At 55.0% G+C, this 20,028-nt stretch carries 19 protein-coding genes; 7 read left to right on the forward strand and 12 right to left on the reverse strand.

The features are described 5' to 3' along the window. The first annotated feature begins 1 nt into the window (after window position 1). From KYK14_RS06940 to KYK14_RS06950, 3 genes are all read left to right on the forward strand, one after another. Window positions 2–1,645 (forward strand): DUF4153 domain-containing protein, encoded by a 1,644-nt coding sequence (locus tag KYK14_RS06940; protein ID WP_219158041.1) that lies wholly within the window; start codon window positions 2–4, stop codon window positions 1,643–1,645. Continuing rightward, window positions 1,623–1,847 carry a hypothetical protein gene (locus tag KYK14_RS06945; protein ID WP_219158043.1) on the forward strand — a complete coding sequence of 75 codons (225 nt, stop codon included), beginning with the start codon at window positions 1,623–1,625 and terminating at the stop codon, window positions 1,845–1,847. Before KYK14_RS06940 ends, KYK14_RS06945 begins: the two co-directional genes overlap by 23 nt. 521 nt (window positions 1,848–2,368) lie before the next feature. Further along, on the forward strand, window positions 2,369–4,750 hold the full coding sequence (locus KYK14_RS06950) for a penicillin-binding protein 1A (protein ID WP_246601717.1): 2,382 nt from the start codon (window positions 2,369–2,371) through the stop codon (window positions 4,748–4,750). 71 nt (window positions 4,751–4,821) lie between these two features. Here KYK14_RS06950 and KYK14_RS06955 read toward each other — a convergent pair whose 3' ends face one another. From KYK14_RS06955 to KYK14_RS06965, 3 genes are all read right to left on the reverse strand, one after another. After that, on the reverse strand, window positions 4,822–5,736 hold the full coding sequence (locus KYK14_RS06955; RefSeq protein WP_185281126.1) for a TIGR01777 family oxidoreductase: 915 nt from the start codon (window positions 5,734–5,736) through the stop codon (window positions 4,822–4,824). A gap of 128 nt (window positions 5,737–5,864) precedes the next feature. Then, window positions 5,865–6,542, reverse strand: coding sequence for a GTP cyclohydrolase I FolE (folE, locus tag KYK14_RS06960; RefSeq protein WP_219158045.1), 678 nt, complete (start codon window positions 6,540–6,542; stop codon window positions 5,865–5,867). After that, window positions 6,529–6,942: a 6-pyruvoyl trahydropterin synthase family protein gene (locus KYK14_RS06965; protein WP_208308890.1), complete on the reverse strand. Its 414-nt coding sequence runs from the start codon at window positions 6,940–6,942 to the stop codon at window positions 6,529–6,531. Before KYK14_RS06965 ends, folE begins: the two co-directional genes overlap by 14 nt. Before the next feature lie 283 nt (window positions 6,943–7,225). On the opposite strand from KYK14_RS06965, the gene KYK14_RS06970 reads away from it, so the two are divergent. Then, entirely contained in the window at window positions 7,226–7,933 is a 708-nt protein-coding gene (locus KYK14_RS06970; protein ID WP_208308891.1) for a hypothetical protein, read from the forward strand. Window positions 7,934–8,011: 78 nt separating this feature from the next. Here KYK14_RS06970 and KYK14_RS06975 read toward each other — a convergent pair whose 3' ends face one another. Next, the gene (locus KYK14_RS06975) at window positions 8,012–8,617 is read right to left on the reverse strand and encodes an inorganic diphosphatase (protein ID WP_208308892.1); all 606 of its coding nucleotides are present in this window, start codon (window positions 8,615–8,617) and stop codon (window positions 8,012–8,014) included. A gap of 157 nt (window positions 8,618–8,774) precedes the next feature. Here KYK14_RS06975 and KYK14_RS06980 point away from each other — a divergent pair, with 157 nt between their 5' ends. Beyond that, on the forward strand, window positions 8,775–9,197 hold the full coding sequence (locus tag KYK14_RS06980; RefSeq protein ID WP_208308893.1) for a hypothetical protein: 423 nt from the start codon (window positions 8,775–8,777) through the stop codon (window positions 9,195–9,197). 72 nt (window positions 9,198–9,269) lie between these two features. Here KYK14_RS06980 and rplS read toward each other — a convergent pair whose 3' ends face one another. The 8 genes from rplS to KYK14_RS07020 form a co-directional block, all read right to left on the reverse strand. After that, the gene (gene rplS, locus KYK14_RS06985) at window positions 9,270–9,629 is read right to left on the reverse strand and encodes a 50S ribosomal protein L19 (protein ID WP_185281119.1); all 360 of its coding nucleotides are present in this window, start codon (window positions 9,627–9,629) and stop codon (window positions 9,270–9,272) included. 223 nt (window positions 9,630–9,852) lie between these two features. Beyond that, window positions 9,853–10,527 carry a tRNA (guanosine(37)-N1)-methyltransferase TrmD gene (gene trmD / locus KYK14_RS06990; RefSeq protein ID WP_219158047.1) on the reverse strand — a complete coding sequence of 225 codons (675 nt, stop codon included), beginning with the start codon at window positions 10,525–10,527 and terminating at the stop codon, window positions 9,853–9,855. A gap of 64 nt (window positions 10,528–10,591) precedes the next feature. Next, the gene (rimM, locus tag KYK14_RS06995) at window positions 10,592–11,131 is read right to left on the reverse strand and encodes a ribosome maturation factor RimM (protein WP_219158049.1); all 540 of its coding nucleotides are present in this window, start codon (window positions 11,129–11,131) and stop codon (window positions 10,592–10,594) included. Window positions 11,132–11,242: 111 nt separating this feature from the next. Next, entirely contained in the window at window positions 11,243–11,791 is a 549-nt protein-coding gene (locus tag KYK14_RS07000) for a 30S ribosomal protein S16 (protein WP_208308896.1), read from the reverse strand. A 200-nt stretch (window positions 11,792–11,991) separates the two neighbouring features. After that, complete coding sequence (locus KYK14_RS07005) at window positions 11,992–12,753, reverse strand: acyl-CoA desaturase (RefSeq protein ID WP_185281115.1); 762 nt, start codon at window positions 12,751–12,753, stop codon at window positions 11,992–11,994. Between the two features lie 348 nt (window positions 12,754–13,101). Beyond that, window positions 13,102–13,809, reverse strand: coding sequence for an RluA family pseudouridine synthase (locus tag KYK14_RS07010; RefSeq protein ID WP_219158050.1), 708 nt, complete (start codon window positions 13,807–13,809; stop codon window positions 13,102–13,104). A gap of 105 nt (window positions 13,810–13,914) precedes the next feature. Then, window positions 13,915–14,730, reverse strand: a complete 816-nt coding sequence (panB, locus tag KYK14_RS07015; protein WP_185281113.1) for a 3-methyl-2-oxobutanoate hydroxymethyltransferase — start codon at window positions 14,728–14,730, stop codon at window positions 13,915–13,917. Window positions 14,731–14,890: 160 nt separating this feature from the next. Continuing rightward, a complete protein-coding gene (locus KYK14_RS07020) occupies window positions 14,891–17,857 on the reverse strand; it encodes a putative LPS assembly protein LptD (protein WP_219158052.1) in 2,967 nt (988 codons plus the stop codon). A gap of 145 nt (window positions 17,858–18,002) precedes the next feature. Between KYK14_RS07020 and KYK14_RS07025 the strand changes: the two genes are divergently transcribed. Both KYK14_RS07025 and KYK14_RS07030 read left to right on the forward strand, forming a co-directional pair. Next, window positions 18,003–18,764, forward strand: a complete 762-nt coding sequence (locus tag KYK14_RS07025; protein ID WP_258049129.1) for an N-acetylmuramoyl-L-alanine amidase family protein — start codon at window positions 18,003–18,005, stop codon at window positions 18,762–18,764. A 71-nt stretch (window positions 18,765–18,835) separates the two neighbouring features. Beyond that, window positions 18,836–19,873, forward strand: coding sequence for an MlaD family protein (locus KYK14_RS07030; protein ID WP_185281111.1), 1,038 nt, complete (start codon window positions 18,836–18,838; stop codon window positions 19,871–19,873). The last annotated feature ends 155 nt before the right edge of the window (window positions 19,874–20,028 follow it).

Here is a 20,028-nt window from a genome sequence, read left to right on the forward strand (position 1 = left end):
TATGGCAACTTATTCACCCAGCGCCGCCTACCACTCCGCAACCGCGCCCGCCGTGCCACCTTTTCCGCTCACGGCTCTGCAAAAGCTGGCTTTGCCAGTAGGCGCCATCCTATTTGATATATTGTTCTGGCATGAGCGCATGGCGCTGAACATGCTGGTATACACGCTATTTGTGCTGGGCGTGAGTGTAGCCGGACTGCCGCGCACAGCGCCACAGTGGCGCTCAGGCTACTGCTGGCTGCTACTGGCGGGTACCGTGCTGAGCGCCGGCCTGGTGGCCGTGTATGCTTCCAGCGCAGCGCAGTTAGCGGCGGTGGTATCGCTTGCCGGATGGTTGGGCTACCGCAACCAGCCTCACCTGCGCTTGGTGCTCTATGCTGTACTCACGGGCGTGCTGAACCTGGCGCCGGCCACGCAACGCCTACTCCAACTGCTGCGCCTGCCGGCTAACCTGAGCGGTAGGGTAGGGCGCGGCTGGTTCTACGGCCGGTTGCTGCTGTTGCCACTGGTCGCGCTGGCGGGCTTTCATTTGCTGTTTGTACTGGCTAATCCGAAGTATGCAGCTCTCACCACTCGCTTTTGGGAATTGGTAGGTGAAGCGCTGGATATGCTATTTAGCCGCTTATCGGTGCCGCACGTGCTGTTTTTTCTGTTGGGGTTGGTGCTCACGGCGGGCGCGCTGCTCATCCTGCCGATACACTACTTCGCAGATCATGAGTCGCGCTTCGGGGAGTTTGTGCAACGGCAGCGCGACCGGGTAGCTTCGCTGGGCGTGCGCCGCCCCGATTTCCGCGCCGACCGTTTTCCGCCCCTGGGCCTGCGCCGCGAGTACCTGATGGCCATGAGCCTACTGGTGCTGGTGAACCTGCTGCTGCTCGTGGTCAACCTCATCGACATCAGCTGGATCTGGATCGACTTCCGGCCTGCCGCCGACTTCGACCTCACGCAATTTGTGCATGAGGGCACCTATGTGCTCATCCTAAGCATCTTGGTGGCGATGGGGATTGTGCTGTGGTATTTCCGGCGCAACCTCAACTTCTACCCTAAGGGTCTGCCTACCCTGCGGTGGCTGGCTACTGTGTGGGTGGTGCAGAATGCGGTGCTGGCTGTGTCGGTGGGACTGCGCAACTACTATTATATTGTATACACGGGCTTAGCCTACAAGCGCATCGGTGTATATGGCTTTCTGCTGCTGACTTTCTTCGGCCTGCTCACGGTGCTGCTGAAAATCTGGCAGCGGCGCTCGGCCTACTCTCTGGTTCGCCTGAACGCGCTGGCGGCCTACGCGGTGGTGCTCCTGCTGGCCGCCGGCAACTGGGAAATCTGGATGGTGCGCTACAACCTGCAACCCCGTTTCCACCGCGTCGACTACGGTTTCTTGCTGGATATGCCCGACCGCGTGCTGCCCGAGCTAACCGCTGCGGCACCTACCCTCGCCGGCCGCGAGCTAGTGCAGGAAAACGACTACAGCCAGTGGGTAGCCCTACCCGAAGCTGAAGCGCAAGCCCGCCTGCGCCAGCGCATCCAGGACTTTCGAGCACTGGAAACGCAGCGCCACTGGCCTAGCCGCTCCTTGGCCGACTGGCAAGCTATTCGTTCCCTTCCACTTCACGCCACTATCCATGCTAACGAACCTCGCCCTTAGTCTGCTCGCGCTGCTGAGCTGCGGCGGCGGGGTAGTGGCCCTGGCCGTAGTACTCACGTGGCAGGAACACGCCGCCACCCCCGATGTGCGCTGGCGGCGCCTGGTATACCTGGTGCTACCCGTTACGGCGCTGGTAGTCGGCCTCATGCTCGGGTCGTTGACCTTGTTGTTTCGGTATTGGACGCCGGCCACGGCTGGGTAGTAGAATAGTATGAGAAATTTAGTAGGTCAAAGCGGCCAGTTTGTGTGGAGAGTGCTGTGCTTGGCACCGGCACTGGTGTGGTGGGCGTTGGTAGGGCTATTATTTGCCGCAGTTAACGAGTTACTAATCGAAGAACTATGGCCCGGTACGCCCAAGGCCGGGATGTTTTTTGTGATGGTAGCCTGTATATGCGGCATCTTGTTCATCTGGTCGATACCACTAATGGTGCGTGCGCTCTACCGTACAGCTACTCATTATGTGTGGCGTGCATTATTGTGGTGGTTATGGGTCGGAAGTATAATAAGCGCGATTGGAGCAAGTTGCGTATTGGTATTTGGACTATTGCTCAGTTTTGCAGAATGGACAGTTAAGGGATCTTGATAAGACTGTGGCATGCGTAGTCGTTATAGAAATGCTTTCGCTTCCTAACAGCTCATCTTACGCCTGCCCGCGCCTAATCTGGTATATTTGTTCCTGCCAGGCCCCTGCCCGTTGCGCGGGCCGGTCCCAACGCGCTCCGCATGTCCGCTCCCGACCTTCCGAAACAAGAGAATTCTGCTCCTGCCCCGCCTCGCCGCCGTTGGCCCAACCGCTTGTCGCGCTTTATGTGGGCGCTGTTCATCATTGGGGTAGGCGTATTTCTGCTCTACCCTATTTTGGTGAGCACCAACTTCCTGTTTTTGTTCGGAAAGTCGCCGAGCCTGGAGGAGCTAGAAGATCCTAAAGTAGAGCAAGCCTCGGAGCTGTACTCGTCCGATGGCGTGCTGATGGGCACGTACTTCCGCGAAAACCGTTCGCCGGTAGCGTATAATAAAATTTCGCCTTTGCTCATCAAAGCTCTCATTGCCACCGAGGACGTGCGTTTCTACGAGCACTCCGGCATTGATGCCACCGCCTTGGCCCGCGCCGTTGCGGGCGTGCTCAGCGGCGACACCCGCAGCGGCGGCGGCTCCACCATCACCCAGCAGCTCGCCAAAAACCTCTACAAAACCCGCCGCGGCGAAACCCGCGGCGGCCTGGGCCACATTCCCGGCGTAAGCACTATCATCAGCAAAACCAAGGAATGGCTGACGGCTGTGGAGCTGGAAAAGCGCTATACCAAAGAAGAAATTCTGCGCATGTACCTCAATACCGTGGAGTATGGCTCCAATGCCTTCGGTATCAAGGTAGCAGCTAAAACCTTTTTCAGCACCTCGCCCGATAGCCTGGCGCCCCAGGAAGCGGCCATGCTGGTAGGCCTGCTCAACAACCCTACTGCTTTCAACCCCCGCTTTCACCCCGAAGCGGCTCTTAAGCGCCGCAACTTGGTGCTTACGCGCATGGGGCAGGCGGGCTTTCTGCGACCCGCTGCCGCCGATTCTCTGCAAGAGCTGCCTATTGCGCTGCAATACCACGTGGAGCGCCACATCGATGGGCCGTCTACCTATTTCCGGGGGGCCATCAGCCAGGCGCTGAACACGTGGTGCGAGCAAAACGGCTACGACCTCTACCGCGACGGCCTGCGCGTGTACAGCACCATTGACTCGCGCATGCAGGAGCATGCTGAGTATGCGGTGGAAAAGCACATGAAGAACTTGCAACGGCGCTTCGACGCATTCTGGCGCAACCGCAATCAGAATCCTTGGGTGAACGAAAAGGGCAAGGAGATTCCCGATTTCATTGAAACCCAGATGAAGCGCACCCAGCAGTACAAGATGCTGGCCGCGCAGTTCAAAGGGCAACCCGCCCGCCTAGATTCGGCTTTGCACGCCAAGCGGCCCATGAAAGTGTTCACCTGGAAAGGCGACAAGGACACCACGTTGGTGCTCTCGCCGCTGGACTCGCTGGCTTACTACAAGCACTTTTTGCAGGCCGGCATGATGACCATGGACCCCTTCACCGGTCAGGTGAAAGCCTGGGTAGGTGGCCTCGATTACCGCTTTTTCCAATATGACCATGTAAAGCAGGGCAAGCGCCAGGCGGGCTCCACGTTCAAGCCCTTCGTCTACCTCACGGCCCTCGACAACGGCTATGCGCCCTGCGACCGAATTCGGGATGAGCGCATCACCATTAAATACGTGGAAGACGGCAAGCCCATGGAATGGAAGCCCGACAACGTAACGCGCTCCTACACCGGCATGAATATGACGCTCCGCTACGCCATGGCCCGCTCCGTGAACTCCGTAACGGCCCAACTCACGGAGTTGGTGGGCTGGGATAAGGTAGCCGAGTACGCGCATAAGGTAGGCATCCGGAGCAAGCTGCTGGGTGTGCCCAGCATTGGCTTGGGCTCGGGGGGCGATGTGAGCGTGTACGAGATGGTGAATGCCTATAGCACCTTCGTGAACCAGGGTTTCCGCCCTGAGCCGCGCCTGATTACGCGCATCGAGGACCGCAACGGCAACGTCATTGCCCAGTTCGATCCGCGCCAGAAACGGGTTATTTCGGCTGAAACTGCTTGGCTGATGACGTATATGTTGCGCGGGGGTATGGAAGAGCCCGGTGGCACCTCACAGGCCCTGTGGGATTACGAACTCTGGAAAAATAACAACCAGATTGGCGGTAAAACTGGTACTACCTCCAACTATTCCGATGGCTGGTATATGGGCGTCACCAAGGACCTCGTAACCGGCGTATGGGTAGGCGGCGAGGACCGCAGCATCCACTTCCTGCATTCCGAGCAGGGCGAAGGCGGCCGCATGGCCCTTCCCATTTTCGGCCTCTACATGGAGAAAGTCTATCAGGACAAGGAACTGGACTACAAAATGGGGCCGTTTCCAAAGCCCACGGTCAAGATCAACAAGAAGTACCAGTGCGTGACGGAAGCCCCCCGCCGCCAGCGCGAAGCCGTGGACTCGCTACGGATTGACAACCTGTTGGATCAGATAAATTCTGGTAGGAGTAGCGTGCCTGATAGTTTGTAGCATCTCCATAAATCAAAAAAAGACCGTCATTTCTAGCGCAGAAATGACGGTCTTTTTTATTTATCTAGGTCTTACTCCTCCGGCTCGTAAATCTCTTCCAGTGCCTCTTGCAAGTGCGGATACTCAAACTGAAAGCCGTGTTGCAATACCTTATCGGCGCTTACGCGCTGGGAGGCTAGCACAATCTCGCTCATCTCACCCATTAGCAGTTTCAGGCCGAAGGCGGGTACTTTAGGAAGTACTAAGGGGCGGTGCAGTACCTCGGCCAGCGTTTCGGTGAACTCGCGGTTGGTGACTGGGTGAGGCGCCACGCCGTTGTAGACACCGCGCCACTCGTTTTCCTCCATGGCTTGGATGAACAGGCGGCACAGATCATCAATGTGAATCCAGGACATATACTGCTTGCCCGAACCCAGTGGTGCGCCCGCGCCTAACTTGGTGGGCTTGGCAATAGCGGGTAGGGCGCCGCCGTCGGCGCTCAACACAATGCCAATGCGAATAACAACCGTACGAATGCCCAAGGCCTGCACGCGCTGGGCTGCTGTTTCCCACTGCCGGGCCACTTCAGCCAAAAAGTCGTCGGGGTCGGGGGGGAAGTTCTCGTCTACTGTGTCGCTACCCTGGTCGCCGTAGATGCCGATGGCTGAAGCCGACAGGAACGTCTGCACGCGGTGGTTGTCGCGGGCCAGGGTGCGGGCCAGCAGGTTGGTGCCCTGCAAGCGGCTATCAATAATCTCCTTCTTTCGCTCATCCGTCCACTTTCCATCCGACACGCTGGCCCCGGCCAGGTTAATCACGTAATCAGCATAGGGAACAGCGTTTTCGTCGATATCGTCGTGGCGTGGGTCCCAATGAAAGCGGCGGAACCGCTCGGCGTGGGCCTCGCGGCTCAGTAGCGCCACTTCGTAGCCAGCATCAATCAGCATTTCGGCCAGTCGGGTGCCAATCAGGCCAGTGCCGCCCGAGATGAGTACTTTTCGCGACATGCAGAAGGGAATTGCAGAGTGTAAGGAAGGGTCGTAATACAAACAAACGGCTGTCGAGCGGCAGAGTTGTAGCCGCCCGACAGCCGCAAGCTAATCCATAGGCTGTAATTGGCAACGAGGATGCCGGCTTACTTGCCAATCAGGCGCAGAAACTCCTGACGCAATTGGGCATCCTGGCCAAAGGCGCCGCCGTACTCGGCCGTGAGCGTACCGCTGCTGGTGTCGTTCACGCCCCGGCTCATCACGCACAGGTGGTCGGCTTCAATGAGCACCGCCACGTCATCGGTGTGCAGCGCATTCTTTAGCTCCTCCGCAATCTGGCGCGTCAGGCGCTCCTGCACCTGCGGGCGGCGGGCATAGTATTGCACCACCCGGTTGAGCTTAGATAGCCCTACCACATGTTCACCGGGTAGGTAGGCCACGTGGGCTTTACCAATGATGGGCACGAAATGGTGCTCGCAGCACGAGAAAACCGTGATGTCGCGTTCTACCAGCATCTGCTGATAGTTATAACGATTCTCAAACAAGCGTACCTCCGGCCGGTGCTCAGGGTTCAGCCCCCGGAACCACTCCTGCACGTACATTTTTGCTACCCGGTGGGGCGTGCCTTTTAGGCTATCGTCGGTGAGGTCGAGGCCCAGCAAGTGCATAATCTCGCGAAAATGACCGGCAATGGCGTCAATTTTAGTGTCGTCGGTCAGCGCAAAGGCATCGTCGCGCAGGGGAGTGCGCAGCTCGGGTGCCAGATGGGTATCGGGGCCGTCGGAGTGGGACGAAACCGGCTCCGTCGGGTTAAAGTTGTCCATGATATTCTACAAAGTTGCGGTCGGTTTCGTAGAGCGTTACCGACAGGTGCAGGTCAGCGGCGAGGTGTGGGCGCAGCCGATTCCAGATAACGACGGCAATGTTTTCGGCCGTAGGATTGAGGTGGCTGAACTCTGCCACATCCAGGTTAAGGTTTCGATGGTCAAAGATACCCAGAATCTCGCGTTTCAATAGCTGGCTCAGATCCTTCATATCATACACATACCCGGTTTCGGGGTCCACCGCACCGCGCAGGCGCACGGTAAGCTCGTAGTTGTGCCCGTGGTAGTGTGGGTTGTTGCACGCGCCAAAAACCTGTTGGTTTTGCTCGTCGCTCCAGGTAGCGTTATATAAACGATGCGCGGCGTTGAAATGCTCTGTGCGGCAAACTGTGACTTGCATAGGATAGGTACAACCGGTGGGAGTAGTAGAAGTTTTGGGCTGCTTGGCCAGTAGTAAAAAGCAAATGGCGAACAAAAAGTGCTGATAAGACTAGAGTTGAATTGTTTTTGGCAGTTAAATAATATGCTATAGTATTTATTGAACAAAATTCAAGAATCACTGAAAAAATCAATTGTGGCGTAGCATTTGTAGTAGTAGAGGAGGTTAGATTTGGTCAGTTAAAATAGCTAATAACCACGTTTACAATACTGAAACCTCTTCATTTCAACATACTTTGCCGCATATGAAACGAAGCCTACTTCTCTCTTTCTTGCTATTGGCTTTGACCGTTACGGGCTATGCTCAACGCTCGCCCGTAGATGAAACGGAAATGGCTGTGAAAGGCATTCCCCGCAAAGGCCAACGCGTAACAGTGCAGTTGGACAACAAGCGGGTGGAAGATGCCTGGGCCAAACAATTAAACGAAAAGTTTGGTAGCAAGCTGAAAAACGACAAGGGTATTTACACACTTGACGGCGTAGTGATTGAGGAAATATCCAAAACACCTATTCGCGTAATCAGCAAGGTAGATGCTGCACCGACTGGTACCGCCGTGTGGTGGTCCGTCGACCTAGGCAACGCCTACCTCAGCAAAGAGTCGACCCCAGCGCAGTGGAAAGCCTCGGAGGATTATCTAAAGACGTTTGCCCGCATGCTTTACCGCCAAGACTTGGCTGTGCAGGTGCAGGAGGCTGAGAAAGCACTTTTGGCTTCGCAAAACAACCACAGCGCGGTAATTTCCAAGCAGGATAACATCAAGAAAGATATTGAAAAGAACAAAGCGAAGAAAATAGAGATTCAGCAGCAGTTGGCGCAAAACGCCGCCGAGCTGCTGAACCTCAACAACCAGGTAGACATCAACCTGAAAGAGCAGGAAGCTGCCCGCGCCGACATTGTGAATATGCGCGTAGCACTGGAAGCAGTGAAAGACCGCATGAACAAGCTGGAGTAAGCTAGTGCTACGTAAGAATATGAGAACCCCGCCTAACCAGGCGGGGTTTTTTGTTGCCCTTGCATGAGAGTACGATTCTTAATACCTAGCTTCTTGTACCTGTTGTTGCGCAAACTGCTCATCCTTCCAGCCAGCTACGCGCACGCTCCCGGCGGCGGTGCCCGTTTGCCGGAACCACTGCTCCAGCATTGGCCGCACATGGGGGTAGTCTCGCTGTATTGCTGCCCATGTAGTAGCGCCAGGTAAAATGCGCAGACTCGGGCGTGCGGGCACTGCCAGGAGTACCTGCCGGGGTATACCGCCCTCATCGAGCCGCAATAGCGCCACGGGCAAAATCTCCAACACAGTGCCAGTCGGTTGGCTTTCAGCCAGGATAAGCGCAGCGAGGGGCTGGCCGTGGGGGTGGCGTTTGGTAGGAGTAGTATGGGTACCGGGCACAAAGGCCAGATTGCCGGGGTAGGGGAGGAACTCCACCATGCGGTCGGTGCCAGCGCGCTGTACTTTGCGGAAGGTGCGCGTGGTGGGGTCGTACTGTTGTATGTGGTTGGTGCCAGCCGGAATTTCGACTACGGCTTGCAACAGGTGATGCTCAGTGGAAAAGGTGGGGAGGTCGGCGTAGTCGGTGCGGCAACTGCATAACAGGTTCAGCGTGCCCAAAAGCAAAGAAAGAAGGGGTAGGCGCATAGGCAAAGGGTAGGAAATGGTGGGTAGCCATTTGGCAAGCGAAGAAGGTCAAGTTTACGGAATACTGCTCAACTACAGTATCCCAACCTTTCCCTACCAGTCGCGTTTGCATAAGCACTTTCCACCTGCTGCCTTGGCAGCATAACGCCTACAACCCATGTCTTTTCATAAAGAACCCAAAAGCGATACTCAGCACCAAAACCACTTGGACGGCTCTACCAAAATCCTGAATTCTGATTTGCAGGAAGAAGCCAACCGCGCCGGCCTGGACAACACGCTCCAGAACTGGATTCAAGATATAAAGGATGCAGACAATCCCGAATTTCACCAGATTGTTACGGACTTACAGGATTTGAAAGCCCATTTCGGCTCGGGCACGCTCGATAAAAGCATCATCAAGCGCCTACTTAATCGCTTAGGCGAAAATACGGTGAAGGCAGCTGTATTTGCCGAAAATCCTAACACAGCCGAGCGCGTGACAAAATTAGGCGAGGCGCTGCTATCAGCTAGCAAGCAAGTGCAGAGCAACGAGAACACGCCCGCACAAGACCTGGCAGAAGATTCGGCTACCAATAAATAGTTGGTGCAAGCCCAATAAAAAAGCCTACCCCGCGAAGGGTAGGCTTTTTTATGGATGCTATACAAGCACGCCTTATTTCATGCGGCGCTCCTTGATACGAGCAGCTTTGCCCGACAGGCCACGCAGGTAGAACAGACGAGCGCGACGTACTTTACCACGACGAATCAGCTCAATCTTCTCAATGTTGGGCGACAACAGCGGGAAAATACGCTCGGTACCGATCTGGTTCGAAATTTTACGCACAGTGAACGTCTCGCCGTTCGAGCTGGCGTTCTTGCGCTGAATTACTACGCCCTGGAACTGCTGAACGCGTTCCTTGTTGCCCTCGCGGATTTTCACGTGGACGTTGATGGTGTCGCCGGCGGCGAAAACGGGGAAGCTGGCGCGGCGCTCCTGGGATTCCTGCTGGATAAAATCGAGTAGTACGCTCATGACTGAAAAAAAATCAAATGGACGGCGCCGCCGTCCGGCTAGGTTTCGGGTAAAGAGGCGCAAATATAGCCCTCTATTTTGAAGATTGCAAGTATGGAGGATAAATGACTGATTTGTTAAATGGTTGAAAGGCTGTGTGATTGGCTGTTTTGCCATTCAATAGGCAAACCAACAACTCACCTTTTCGCTGAGTAGCTATTCAATCGTTTAACAATTCAATCATTTAATTCAATAAATCGGGCCGGCGCTGCTGGGTGCGGGCTAACGCTTGCTCGTGCCGCCACTCTTCCACGCGTGGGGTATTGCCGGAAAGCAAGATATCGGGCACAGAATGTCCGCGCCACTCGGCTGGCCGGGTATATACGGGCGGCGCTAGCAGGTTGTCTTGGAAAGAGTCGCTAAGAGCCGATTCTTCATTGCCGAGTACGCCCGGCAGTAGGCGCACCACGGCGTCTACCAAAACCGCCGCCCCTAGCTCGCCGCCACTCAGTACATAGTCGCCAATGCTGATTTCGTGGGTGATGTATTCCTGCCGGATGCGCTCATCAACGCCCTTGTAGTGGCCGCAGAGCAGCAGCAGGTTCTCACCCAACGACAAACGGTTGACCAACGGCTGACGTAAGGTTTCACCATCGGGCGTGAGGTAGATGATGGCATCGTAGGAGCGCTGGGCCATCAATTCATCAAAGCACGCCGCAATGGGCTCCACACGCAGCACCATGCCCGCACCACCGCCAAATACGTAGTCGTCGATTTGGCCGTGCTTGTTGATGGCGTAGCGCCGCAAATCGTGCACGTGCAACTCTGCCAATCCCTTCTCCTGCGCCCGCTTCATGATGGAATAGGCAAAAGGACTCGTCAGTAACTCGGGTTGGCAGGTGACAATATCGATACGCATGATGAATGAATTGGCGGTTAGCTGATGGCTTTCGCTTTAGTAGAAAGCCATCAGCTAAGCTGAGCTAAGAACCCAGGTAAATATCGAGTAGCCCTTCGGGCAGGGTTACGTAGAGCTTCTTGGTGGCTTGGTCGGCGCGGGAGATGAGTTCGTCGGCCACCGGAATAAGCACCTCCTGCTCTTTGTAGCGCATACCCATGACATCCTGTTGCGGAAGCTCGTAAAAGGCCTCCACAATGCCCAGCTCGCCCAGGTTTTCGTCTACTACTGTGTAACCTATTACATCGTGGAAGTAGAACTGGTCTTCCTCCAGCTGAGGCAAATCGGCCAGCGGGCGGTAGAGCACGGCATTGCGGAGCGGCTCGGCATCTTCTACCCGCTCAATGCCCTTTAGCTTCAGCAACACCCGATCGGCGGTTTGAGGCTGCACACGCTCCACGGTGTATTCCTGGGGCTGGTTGGGAGTAGCAGGTAGAGCCAACCACACCGCTTTCAGCTTGCGGTAGTCGTTCACGTCGTCTACGTCCAGAAAAGCCACCACCATGCCGCGTAGGCCGTGGGGCTTCACCACGGTGCCTAGCTGATAATATTCGTCGAGATTCATAAGAAAGGGCTAAACGTAAAAAGCAGAAGGCTTAGAAGGAAGGTTACGCGGGAAAGCCCGTCATCACCTTCTTCCAAGCCTTCCGACTTTTACCTACGTAGCAGCGGGCAATTAGGCGCCAGCTTCTTCTGTGGTTTCGGCAGCAGCTTCAGTTGCTTCCGAAGCTTCTGCCTCAACAGCAGGAGCGGCGGCAGCAGCAGCGGCAGCCTGACGCTGACGGATAGCCTCAGCACGCGCTTCACGCACTTTGGTTTCGGCAGCTAGTTGAGCCTGACGCTTCTCGGCTTGGGCAGTACCCAGGCTCGTGCGCTTGTCCTCAATCTTGGCGTTCTTCTGCTCCATCCACTCGTTGTAGCGCTGGTCGGCAGTTTCTTGCGAGATGGCGCCTTTGATTACGCCAAGTTGCAGGTGCTTGCGGTAGAGCACACCACGGTACGAAAGCATAGCCCGAACCGTGTCGGTAGGCTGAGCGCCCTTCATGATCCAATCGAAAGCTTTGTCGCCGTCGAAGTTGATGCTGGCAGGGTTAGTGTTGGGGTCGTATGTGCCGAGCTTCTCAATGAAACGGCCGTCGCGGGGAGCGCGGGCGTCGGCTACTACGATGTCAAACTGAGCGGCCTTTTTACGGCCGCGGCGGGCGAGGCGGATTTTAACTGCCATAAACCGGGTTGGTTAAGCGACGCAACTCGTGCGTCTGGTTGAAAGTGAGGCGCAAAGGTACTCACAGATTTTGCAGATTGAAAGTATTGCGCCGAAATAGATTCTACGTCTGTAGTATAATGGCTATTGCCTCGTAATCAACACAAAAGAAAAGGCTACTACCAGAGAGTAGCAGCCTTTTCAGGGAAGGTAGCAACGCACTAAGCAGCAACGCGCAGCTTGCTTCTGGTAGGCGTTTTGCGCTTGATTTTGATGATGCGGGCCTTATCCAACGTCCAGATGAACATATAGGTAGGATCAAACTCCCACCACTTCACACCGAAGTTGACGCGCATGGGCAGCTTGTGGTGGTTGTTTTGGAACAGCTCACCGAAAGCCAGGAAGTCCAGCGCCAGCGTGTTCTTAGAATGGTCGTGGTTGTCGAAGTTCTGGTAGCCGTATTTGTGGCCGCCCCAGTTCACGATGGCACCGTGCAACGGACCCATCAGGAAGTGCAAGGGTAGGAGCAGGTACATCCACCAGGCCGTAGCAAAGTTGATGTAGAACAGCACATAGGCCGTGCCCCAGCCCAGACGCGACATCCAGGAATCGCCGATTTTCTCGATCAGGCGCCACTCAGGATAATTGCCTTCGAAGCGCTCCGCCAGCTCGTAGTTGCGATTGAGCACGTCGTTGTAAATATTCTTGGTTTTCCACATCATCGTGAAAGCGTTCGATGAGTAGAGCGGTGAGTGCGGGTCCAGCTCCGTGTCGGAGAAGGCATGGTGCATACGGTGCAGCAGCGCATAAGCACGCGGCGACAGGAACGATGAGCCCTGGCAGATGTACGTGAACAGGAAGAAGAACTTCTCCCAGAACTTGTTCATCGTGAACATCTTGTGCGCCGCATACCGGTGCAGGTAAAACGTCTGCGTGAACAGCGACAGATAATAGTGGGCAACGAAGAAAATAAGGATCGGCATGGATCAAAAGAGTTAGAAACGCCGTGAAAAATCGAGGTGAGTTGCCCGAACAAAGCAAACGGGCTATGTTTAGTTCACATTCACTTCACAAACCTACGGCCAGAGCGTACGTTGTTCAATAATCCTGACCAAAAGGCCAAAATATTATTAAAAGGTGAAGCCGTGGAACAATAAGATGTAGAGTGTTAGGTAGGAAAAAGCGTGTCATCCTGAGCGGAGCGACGGCCCTTATGCCCGCAGAACGAGTTGTTGTTACGCTTGTCGTTCTACGGGCATAAGGGCCGTCGCTCCGCTCAGGATGACAGACGGTTTTGTCACCTAAGAGTAAACTTGCCAACCAATACGTTTCTACAAATACGCCTGGGCGGCTTCCCAGTGAGCTACATCGGGTAGGGGCGCCTGGAAGCACATAGCTTCTTTAGTGACGGGATGACTAAATTCCAGTTGCCGTGCGTGTAGGGCAATGCTGACGTCGGGTAGGGGAGCCAGGAAGCCATATTTCACATCACCCACGATGGGAGTACCTAAGCCCGTGCTCAGTTGCGTCCGGATCTGATGCGGCCGGCCGGTGATAGGGTTTACCTGCACCAGCCAGCGCGAACCGGCCTGGCCCAGCACTTGGTAGTCCAACTCCGACTTTTGGCCTTGTGGGTGCAGCTTGGGGTAAGCCTTCGTAACGTTGCGGATAGGGTCTTTCACCAGCCAGTGTGTGAGGTGCCCTTCCAGCGACTCGGGCGCTTTACCTACCAGCGCCCAGTAGGTTTTGTGCACCTTATTATCCCGAAACATCTCATTGAGGCGGCTAAGGGCTTTGCTGGTCTTGGCCAATGCTACTACACCACTCACGGGCCGGTCGAGGCGGTGCGCCACGCCGATGAAGGCAGCGCCCGGCTTTTTGTACTTAAACCGTAGGTATTCCTCCGCTTTGGCCGATAGCGGCTCGTCGCCGGTGGCGTCGCCCTGCACCAGCAAGCCGGCGGGTTTGTTGATAATCAGTAAGTGGTTGTCCTCAAATAGGATTTCACGGCCCTCGGCCCAGATATTCGGACGATTCACGGATAGGGAATTAAAAATTAATAATTAAAAATTAAAAGCTGAGGACATAGTAGATATACTGTACAGCTAATCATTTTTAATTCTTCATTCCTCATTTTTAATTGATTAATACGCTTCTTCTTGGGTAGGGAAGTCGCGGCTTTTTACGTCTTGCACATAGTGACGCACGGCGTCGCTCATGATTTCGTGTAGCTCGGCGTAGCGCCGCAAGAAGCGGGGCTTGAATTCTTTGTTGATGCCCAGCATATCATGTACTACCAACACTTGGCCGTCCACATCAGGACCAGCCCCAATCCCGATTACGGGAATGGTAAGCTGCTCGGCTACTTGCTTAGCCAGCTTCGACGGAATTTTTTCCAGTACTACCGCGAAGCAGCCGATTTCTTGGAGCAACAGGGCATCTTCAATTAGCTTTTGCGCCTCGGCTTCTTCCTTGGCCCGCACTGAGTAGGTGCCAAATTTATAAATACTTTGCGGGGTAAGGCCCAAATGACCCATCACCGGAATGCCCGCCGTAAGAATTCGCGTGATGCTGTCCTTGATTTCAGCGCCGCCTTCCAGCTTGAGTGCGTGCGCACCACTCTCCTTCATCACACGCACAGCCGAGCGTAGCGCCTCCGACGAATTGCCCTGGTAGGAGCCGAACGGCAAGTCTACTACCACAAAGGCCCGCTTTACCGCCCGTATCACCGACTGCGCGTGATAGATCATCTGATCTAAGGTGATGGGTAGGGTCGTCTCGTGGCCAGCCATCACATTGGAGGCCGAGTCGCCCACCAGCAGCACGTCGATGCCAGCGCCGTCCAGAATGGAGGCCATCGAAAAGTCGTACGCCGTCAGCATCGAGATTTTCTCGCCGCGCTGCTTCATGGCCAGCAGCTGGTGGGTGGTCACGAGCTTCACTTCTTTGTGTTGAGACATTTTAGGGTCTTGGGGTCTTAAGGACGTAGGGTCTTGCGGACGTGTGGGTAGGCAACGATGCAAACAATCTGTGGCACCAGAAACTCACGCGGCAGCAGGAACAGGGCCCAAAGCTCCTAAAAAATCAGGATTTAAGTGGTACGAGCCCACTCACCGGTCCTTAGTTGTTCAGGAAGGTCTTGTTGCGGTTTAGCTTCAAGCTCTGCAACAGCGCCGATTTGGCCGCAATGGTCACGTAGTAGCCTTGCGTGTAACCGAAAGGGCGCCAGTTGCCGGTAATCTGCCAGCAGTGCAAGTCGCGCGAAAAATCAAGTGAAGTGAACGTGACGGTGTTGTTCTTGAAATCGTAGCCTGTGTTGTAGCCCAGGCGCAGATTATCGGTGAGCTTCACAGACCCACTCAGGCTGAGCGCTACGGCCGTTAGCGGTGCCGGTCTGGTATAAAATAGGTTGGTAGCGCGGGTACCGGGGTCTATGTAGCTTGCGGTAAAGCTGGTGCTCAACTCCCAAGGTAACGTAAAGTCCACATAATCCTCGTACGGATTCACTGGAATCGGCGTGCCTAGCATGGGGTCGTTGGTAGGCGCCACGGCGCGCGGCACCGTCGATTTCTTATTGCCGGATGTTGGGTTGAACTGGTAGGAAAGCTGCACCGCAGCCGTGGTAAGGCGAGCAAGACGACGCTTGGGCTGATCGAAAAGGTAACGGTTGATCAATGTGCCTGTGGAGTCTCGCTGATACACGACGAAATTACCATTGATCAAAATATTGAGCTTGCGCGCCACCTGCGTACGGAACGTGGCGGTAATCGGCGCAAAGTTCAGCGAGTCGACCGCAAAGTTGTAACCAGTGCTAAAATCGAAGCCATCAATCAGGCTTACTTTTTTGAATGGGGTAGTGCCGGTGGTATCCTGATTATCGCGCACCTTCATTTCCACAGAGTTCTGGAGCGAGAACGTTAGGGCGCTGGTGCGGCTACCGCTGGGTACGCCGTAAGCAAAGCCGTTGTAGCGCGATAAGGCCAGTTGGTTGACAAGCGTACCGGGGGTAAGAGGAGTTAGATTGCCGCTTCGGTCTCTTATTGGTTGCCCATTATCGTCTCTTGCAAATTGGTTATACAGCAAACCCTGCGAGTTCACCAGTGTGCCTGTATTCAGCAGTGTGAAGTAGGCATCATTCGCGGCGAAGTTGGGAGAATATTGATAGTTAAGGCTGGGTGTAATCTTGTGGCGAATGGCCTCAATTTTCTTTCCCTTAATTTGATAGATACCATACAGGTTGGTGCCCATATTCACGCCACCCGAGTAGTTATACACTCGGTTAAAACCCGTGACAGTATCAATGCGCACGGCGCGGGCCTCCTCTACGTAGCTGTAATCGAGACGTTTAAAGTACCAGGTTTCGCCGTAATTGATGGAAGGCTGGACGGTCAGGTATTTTAGGAAGGCTACCCGATCGAGCAAGCCACCAAAGACTTGATCGGCAGTATAGCTGCCCAACGAAATCTGAAACTGATGCTGGATGCCGGTTTGCGCGTTGCGCAGCAGCGTATTGATATTGGACAGTTTGACAGGTAGGATTTGCGAGGTATTGGTGCCACCGATGAGAGGTATAGCTCCACCCTCCAGTACCCGCGACGGAATAGAATTGCTGATTCGGTTTCGAGCCGTGAGAGTATACGCCACTGCAAACTGCTCATAAATTTTACCCTTTGGCTCCAGCCCAAACAGGCTGTACAGATATTGACGGGCCACACCTACTGTCACGTCAGGCAAGGTGAAGTCCATCGTACCCGTGGTGGTATTCTGACTTTGGCTGGCCTGAATGGAGTAGTTGATAGGCAGGTAGCGCAGTTGCTTAGAGTAGGAAATGTTGGAGCTGAACGCCGGCGTGAGGTAGTTGCGAGCGTTGAAGTTGTTTTGGCGGTTGTAGTTGTTGCTACCCGCCTGCACGCTGGCCGAGAAGCGGCCGCCGCCGGGGCGCGCCACCGGCGTGTGCGACCAGCTCAGCCAAAACGTGCGGGGCGTGTACACGCGGCCGGCTGTACTTTCCAGCTGTATACCCCCTGGGTTCAGGATGCGTTGGGCCGGGCGCTGGTCGTAGCTGAAGCTGAACAGGCCGGAGTAGGCGTAGCGCTTGGTATACTGCGCCTCGGCCTGCCCGCGGAAGCCCCCAAAGGTTTCGGCATTGCCAGAGTACACGTCGCCGGTGAAGCGGACGCCAATATTCTGGTTGGGCACCCAGTAGTAGCCCCCATTGCGCAGGAAAAAGCCCCGGTCGGCACTCTGCCCGAAGGTAGGGATGATCAGACCCGAAGCCCGGCCCTTGCGTGGGGTAGGGAAGTAGCCAAACGGTAGGCCCAGAGGGGTAGGAATACCACCAATCACTAGGTTGAACGGCCCGGTAATTACCTTTTGGCCCGGTATCACCTTCATCTTGGCCGTGTTGATGTAGAAGTGCGGATCGGCGAGGTTGCAGGTGGTATAACGGCCATTGCGGCCGTATATCTCATCCAGGTTGTTTTTCTTGACCACCTCGGCGTGCACAAATCCCTCACCCTGCTGCGTCACTACTTCCCCAATTTTGCCTTTGCGGGTTTTGAAGTTGTAGTCAATCTTGCCGGCCTGGTAGGTGGTGGCGCCCTGCTTGAACAGCGGCTGCCCCTGCGTGCGCCCCGTAGAATCGGGTACCCCCACGGCCGACATCAGGTTTTTATTATAGTCAACGGTAATGATGGCCGCTTTCAGCGACATGTCACCATAATCAACAGTTGCCTTGTCGTATAGCTTGGCAATCTTGGCGTCGATGTCGAACTCGATGGAGTCTTTGGCAGCGTACTTAACAGTGGTTTGAATGGGGCCCTTGGGCCGGGCTGCCAATCGTAGCGAGTCGGCTACGCGCACAGAATCCGGCACGGGTTGCAGCGTTACGACGCGGGCGGTATCATTGGCATTGGGCCGAATGATGGGGCCAGGGCGAACGTCGGCGTTGGCCGGCACGGCAGTGGTTTGCGGACGCTTATTGGTTTGGGCTATTACATGCCCTGCCACCCCTACCCATAAGAGTAGCAGTAGGATAGTGGAGGGCAATAGCTGCCGGATAAAGCGTAAAAAGAATAGCGAAGACAAAGGGATGGTCCGGGCCACGTAGTTTTAATTCGTTTATTTTGTGGCTGCTTACAAAGGTAGCGGGTAGCTGCTCCAACTAACGAAAACTGTGCGGAATATTGTCATTGTCTGCACCGCTGTGCTGGTGTTTTTTGCCGGACCGTCGGTGGCCCTTGCGCCGGGTGTGGTGGCGCACACTGCTAAATTACCACCCCAAAAGTACCGGATCAGAACCGTAGTGCTCGATGCCGGGCATGGTGGCAAAGATAGAGGCTGTGCCGGCTCTGCAGCCCGCGAGGCCCAGGTAGCTCTAAAAACCGTGCTGGAACTTGGCCGCCTGATTGAGCAAAATATGCCCGACGTGAAGGTAGTGTATACCCGCAAAACCGATGTATTTGTGGAACTAGCCGACCGCGCTGGGATTGCCAATAAGCACAACGCCGACCTATTTATTTCGGTGCATTGCAACTCGGGGCCATCGGTGGCCTACGGCACGGAGGTCTGGACGATGGGTCCGCACAAAACCGAGGCGAATCTGGCCCTAGCCAAGCGCGAAAACGCCGTAATTCTGCAAGAAGACGATTATAAAGAGCGCTACAACGGTTTCGACCCCCGCTCGCCACAGAGCCATATCCTGTTTTCGCTGTTCCAGAGTGCGTACATGGTAAACAGCATACGCTTTGCGCAACACGTTGATGCAGAGTTTAAAACCCGCGTGCAGCGCCACTCGCGGGGCGTGAAACAGGCGGGCTTTCTGGTGCTCTGGAAAACGGCTATGCCGTCGGTACTTATCGAGTTAGGCTTCCTGACCAACCGCAAGGAAGAACAATACCTCAACGATAAATCGGGGCAGTCGTATATGGCCTCGGGAATATACCGTGCTTTCCGCACGTATCGTAACGAGTTGGAAGGCACCAGCGAAGGATAGTCCATCCAGCTGCTGCATCAGCCCTTTCAGTTTCCCAGTGCTTTATTATCTCATCTTTATTCTGACCGAACGTGTCAAAAGAAATAAAAGTAGCGTTGCTGGGTATCGTAGCCATAGCAATCCTGTTCATTGGGTTCAACTTTCTGAAAGGCTCTAACCTGCTGTCTTCAGACCGCACGTACTACGCAAAATACGATAACGTAGACGGTTTGGCTGTGGGCAATCCAGTGGTACTCAATGGTATCAAGGTAGGGCAGGTGAAACAGATGGAGCTGTTGCCCAGCGAGCACAACCGCGTAAAAGTGGCGTTGGAGCTTGCCAAAGATGTGGTGGTAGGCGACTCTACCACGGCCAGCTTGTCGGGCTCGTTGCTGGGCAGCAAGACCATCACGCTGTTTCTGGGCAAAAACTCCAAAGTGTACGACGGGGGCGAGGAACTACGCTCGTACACAGTAGCCAGCATCACGGATGCGTTTCAGGCCAAAGCCCTACCCGTGCTTGGCACCGTAGACTCTACGCTGATTAAAGTGAACAGCTTCCTGAGCAAGGATGCCCGTCTGAGCTTGCAGCAAACGCTACAGAACGCAGAGGGGTCGTCGGAAGCCTTCAAGAATTTGCTGCTGATGAACCAGCGCAACATCAACCAGATTACGACCAACATGGCCCGCCTCACCCACGACCTGGCCGTGACCAGCCAGAAGTTTGACAAGATTGCGGCCAACTTCAACCAGCTCAGCGACTCATTGAAACAAGCGCCCATTGGCCCTACCATGCGTAAGCTCAATGCGACCATGACTGAAGCGCAAACGGCCATGACTACCCTAAACCAAGGTTTGGCAAATCAGGAAGGCTCGCTCAACAAGCTCATGAATGACGATTCGCTCTACAACAACCTTAACGCGACGGCAGCCAGCACCAACTCCCTGCTCACTGATTTTCAGGCTAATCCCAAGCGCTACGTGCACTTCTCGGTATTTGGCGGTGGCAAAGACAAGGTGAAGAAGGAAGTAACCAAAAAGCCTAACGGCGAGGTAGAAGTTGAGACGAAGCGGGTAGATGGTACGCCCGGCGGCATTGTGCAGCCTGCCACTACCCCCGCCGGCCAATAAGCATTTATCCGGTCAGTTATTTTGATAGATTTGAAATCCGCTCGAAAGGGCGGATTTCTTGCTTTTTACGAATAGTAAAACGGTGAAATTGTGAGCTAAAAAAACGCGTGTCATCCTGAGCTTGCGAAGGATCTTATGCCAGTTGAACGACCATC

This window comes from Hymenobacter profundi, assembly GCF_019334315.1.
Lineage (GTDB): Bacteria > Bacteroidota > Bacteroidia > Cytophagales > Hymenobacteraceae > Hymenobacter > Hymenobacter profundi.

Coding starts and splice junctions, on each gene's coding strand:
- KYK14_RS06975 (WP_208308892.1), bottom strand. CDS start 8,617: ATGCGCCTACCCCTTCTTTCTTTGCTTTTGGGCACGCTGAACCTGTTA.
- folE (WP_219158045.1), bottom strand. CDS start 6,542: ATGGACAACTTTAACCCGACGGAGCCGGTTTCGTCCCACTCCGACGGC.
- KYK14_RS06965 (WP_208308890.1), bottom strand. CDS start 6,942: ATGCAAGTCACAGTTTGCCGCACAGAGCATTTCAACGCCGCGCATCGT.
- KYK14_RS06945 (WP_219158043.1), top strand. CDS start 1,623: ATGCTAACGAACCTCGCCCTTAGTCTGCTCGCGCTGCTGAGCTGCGGC.
- rimM (WP_219158049.1), bottom strand. CDS start 11,131: ATGAATCTCGACGAATATTATCAGCTAGGCACCGTGGTGAAGCCCCAC.
- panB (WP_185281113.1), bottom strand. CDS start 14,730: ATGTCTCAACACAAAGAAGTGAAGCTCGTGACCACCCACCAGCTGCTG.
- rplS (WP_185281119.1), bottom strand. CDS start 9,629: ATGAGCGTACTACTCGATTTTATCCAGCAGGAATCCCAGGAGCGCCGC.
- trmD (WP_219158047.1), bottom strand. CDS start 10,527: ATGCGTATCGATATTGTCACCTGCCAACCCGAGTTACTGACGAGTCCT.
- KYK14_RS06950 (WP_246601717.1), top strand. CDS start 2,369: ATGTCCGCTCCCGACCTTCCGAAACAAGAGAATTCTGCTCCTGCCCCG.
- KYK14_RS07005 (WP_185281115.1), bottom strand. CDS start 12,753: ATGCCGATCCTTATTTTCTTCGTTGCCCACTATTATCTGTCGCTGTTC.
- KYK14_RS06970 (WP_208308891.1), top strand. CDS start 7,226: ATGAAACGAAGCCTACTTCTCTCTTTCTTGCTATTGGCTTTGACCGTT.
- KYK14_RS06940 (WP_219158041.1), top strand. CDS start 2: ATGGCAACTTATTCACCCAGCGCCGCCTACCACTCCGCAACCGCGCCC.
- KYK14_RS06955 (WP_185281126.1), bottom strand. CDS start 5,736: ATGTCGCGAAAAGTACTCATCTCGGGCGGCACTGGCCTGATTGGCACC.
- KYK14_RS07000 (WP_208308896.1), bottom strand. CDS start 11,791: ATGGCAGTTAAAATCCGCCTCGCCCGCCGCGGCCGTAAAAAGGCCGCT.
- KYK14_RS06980 (WP_208308893.1), top strand. CDS start 8,775: ATGTCTTTTCATAAAGAACCCAAAAGCGATACTCAGCACCAAAACCAC.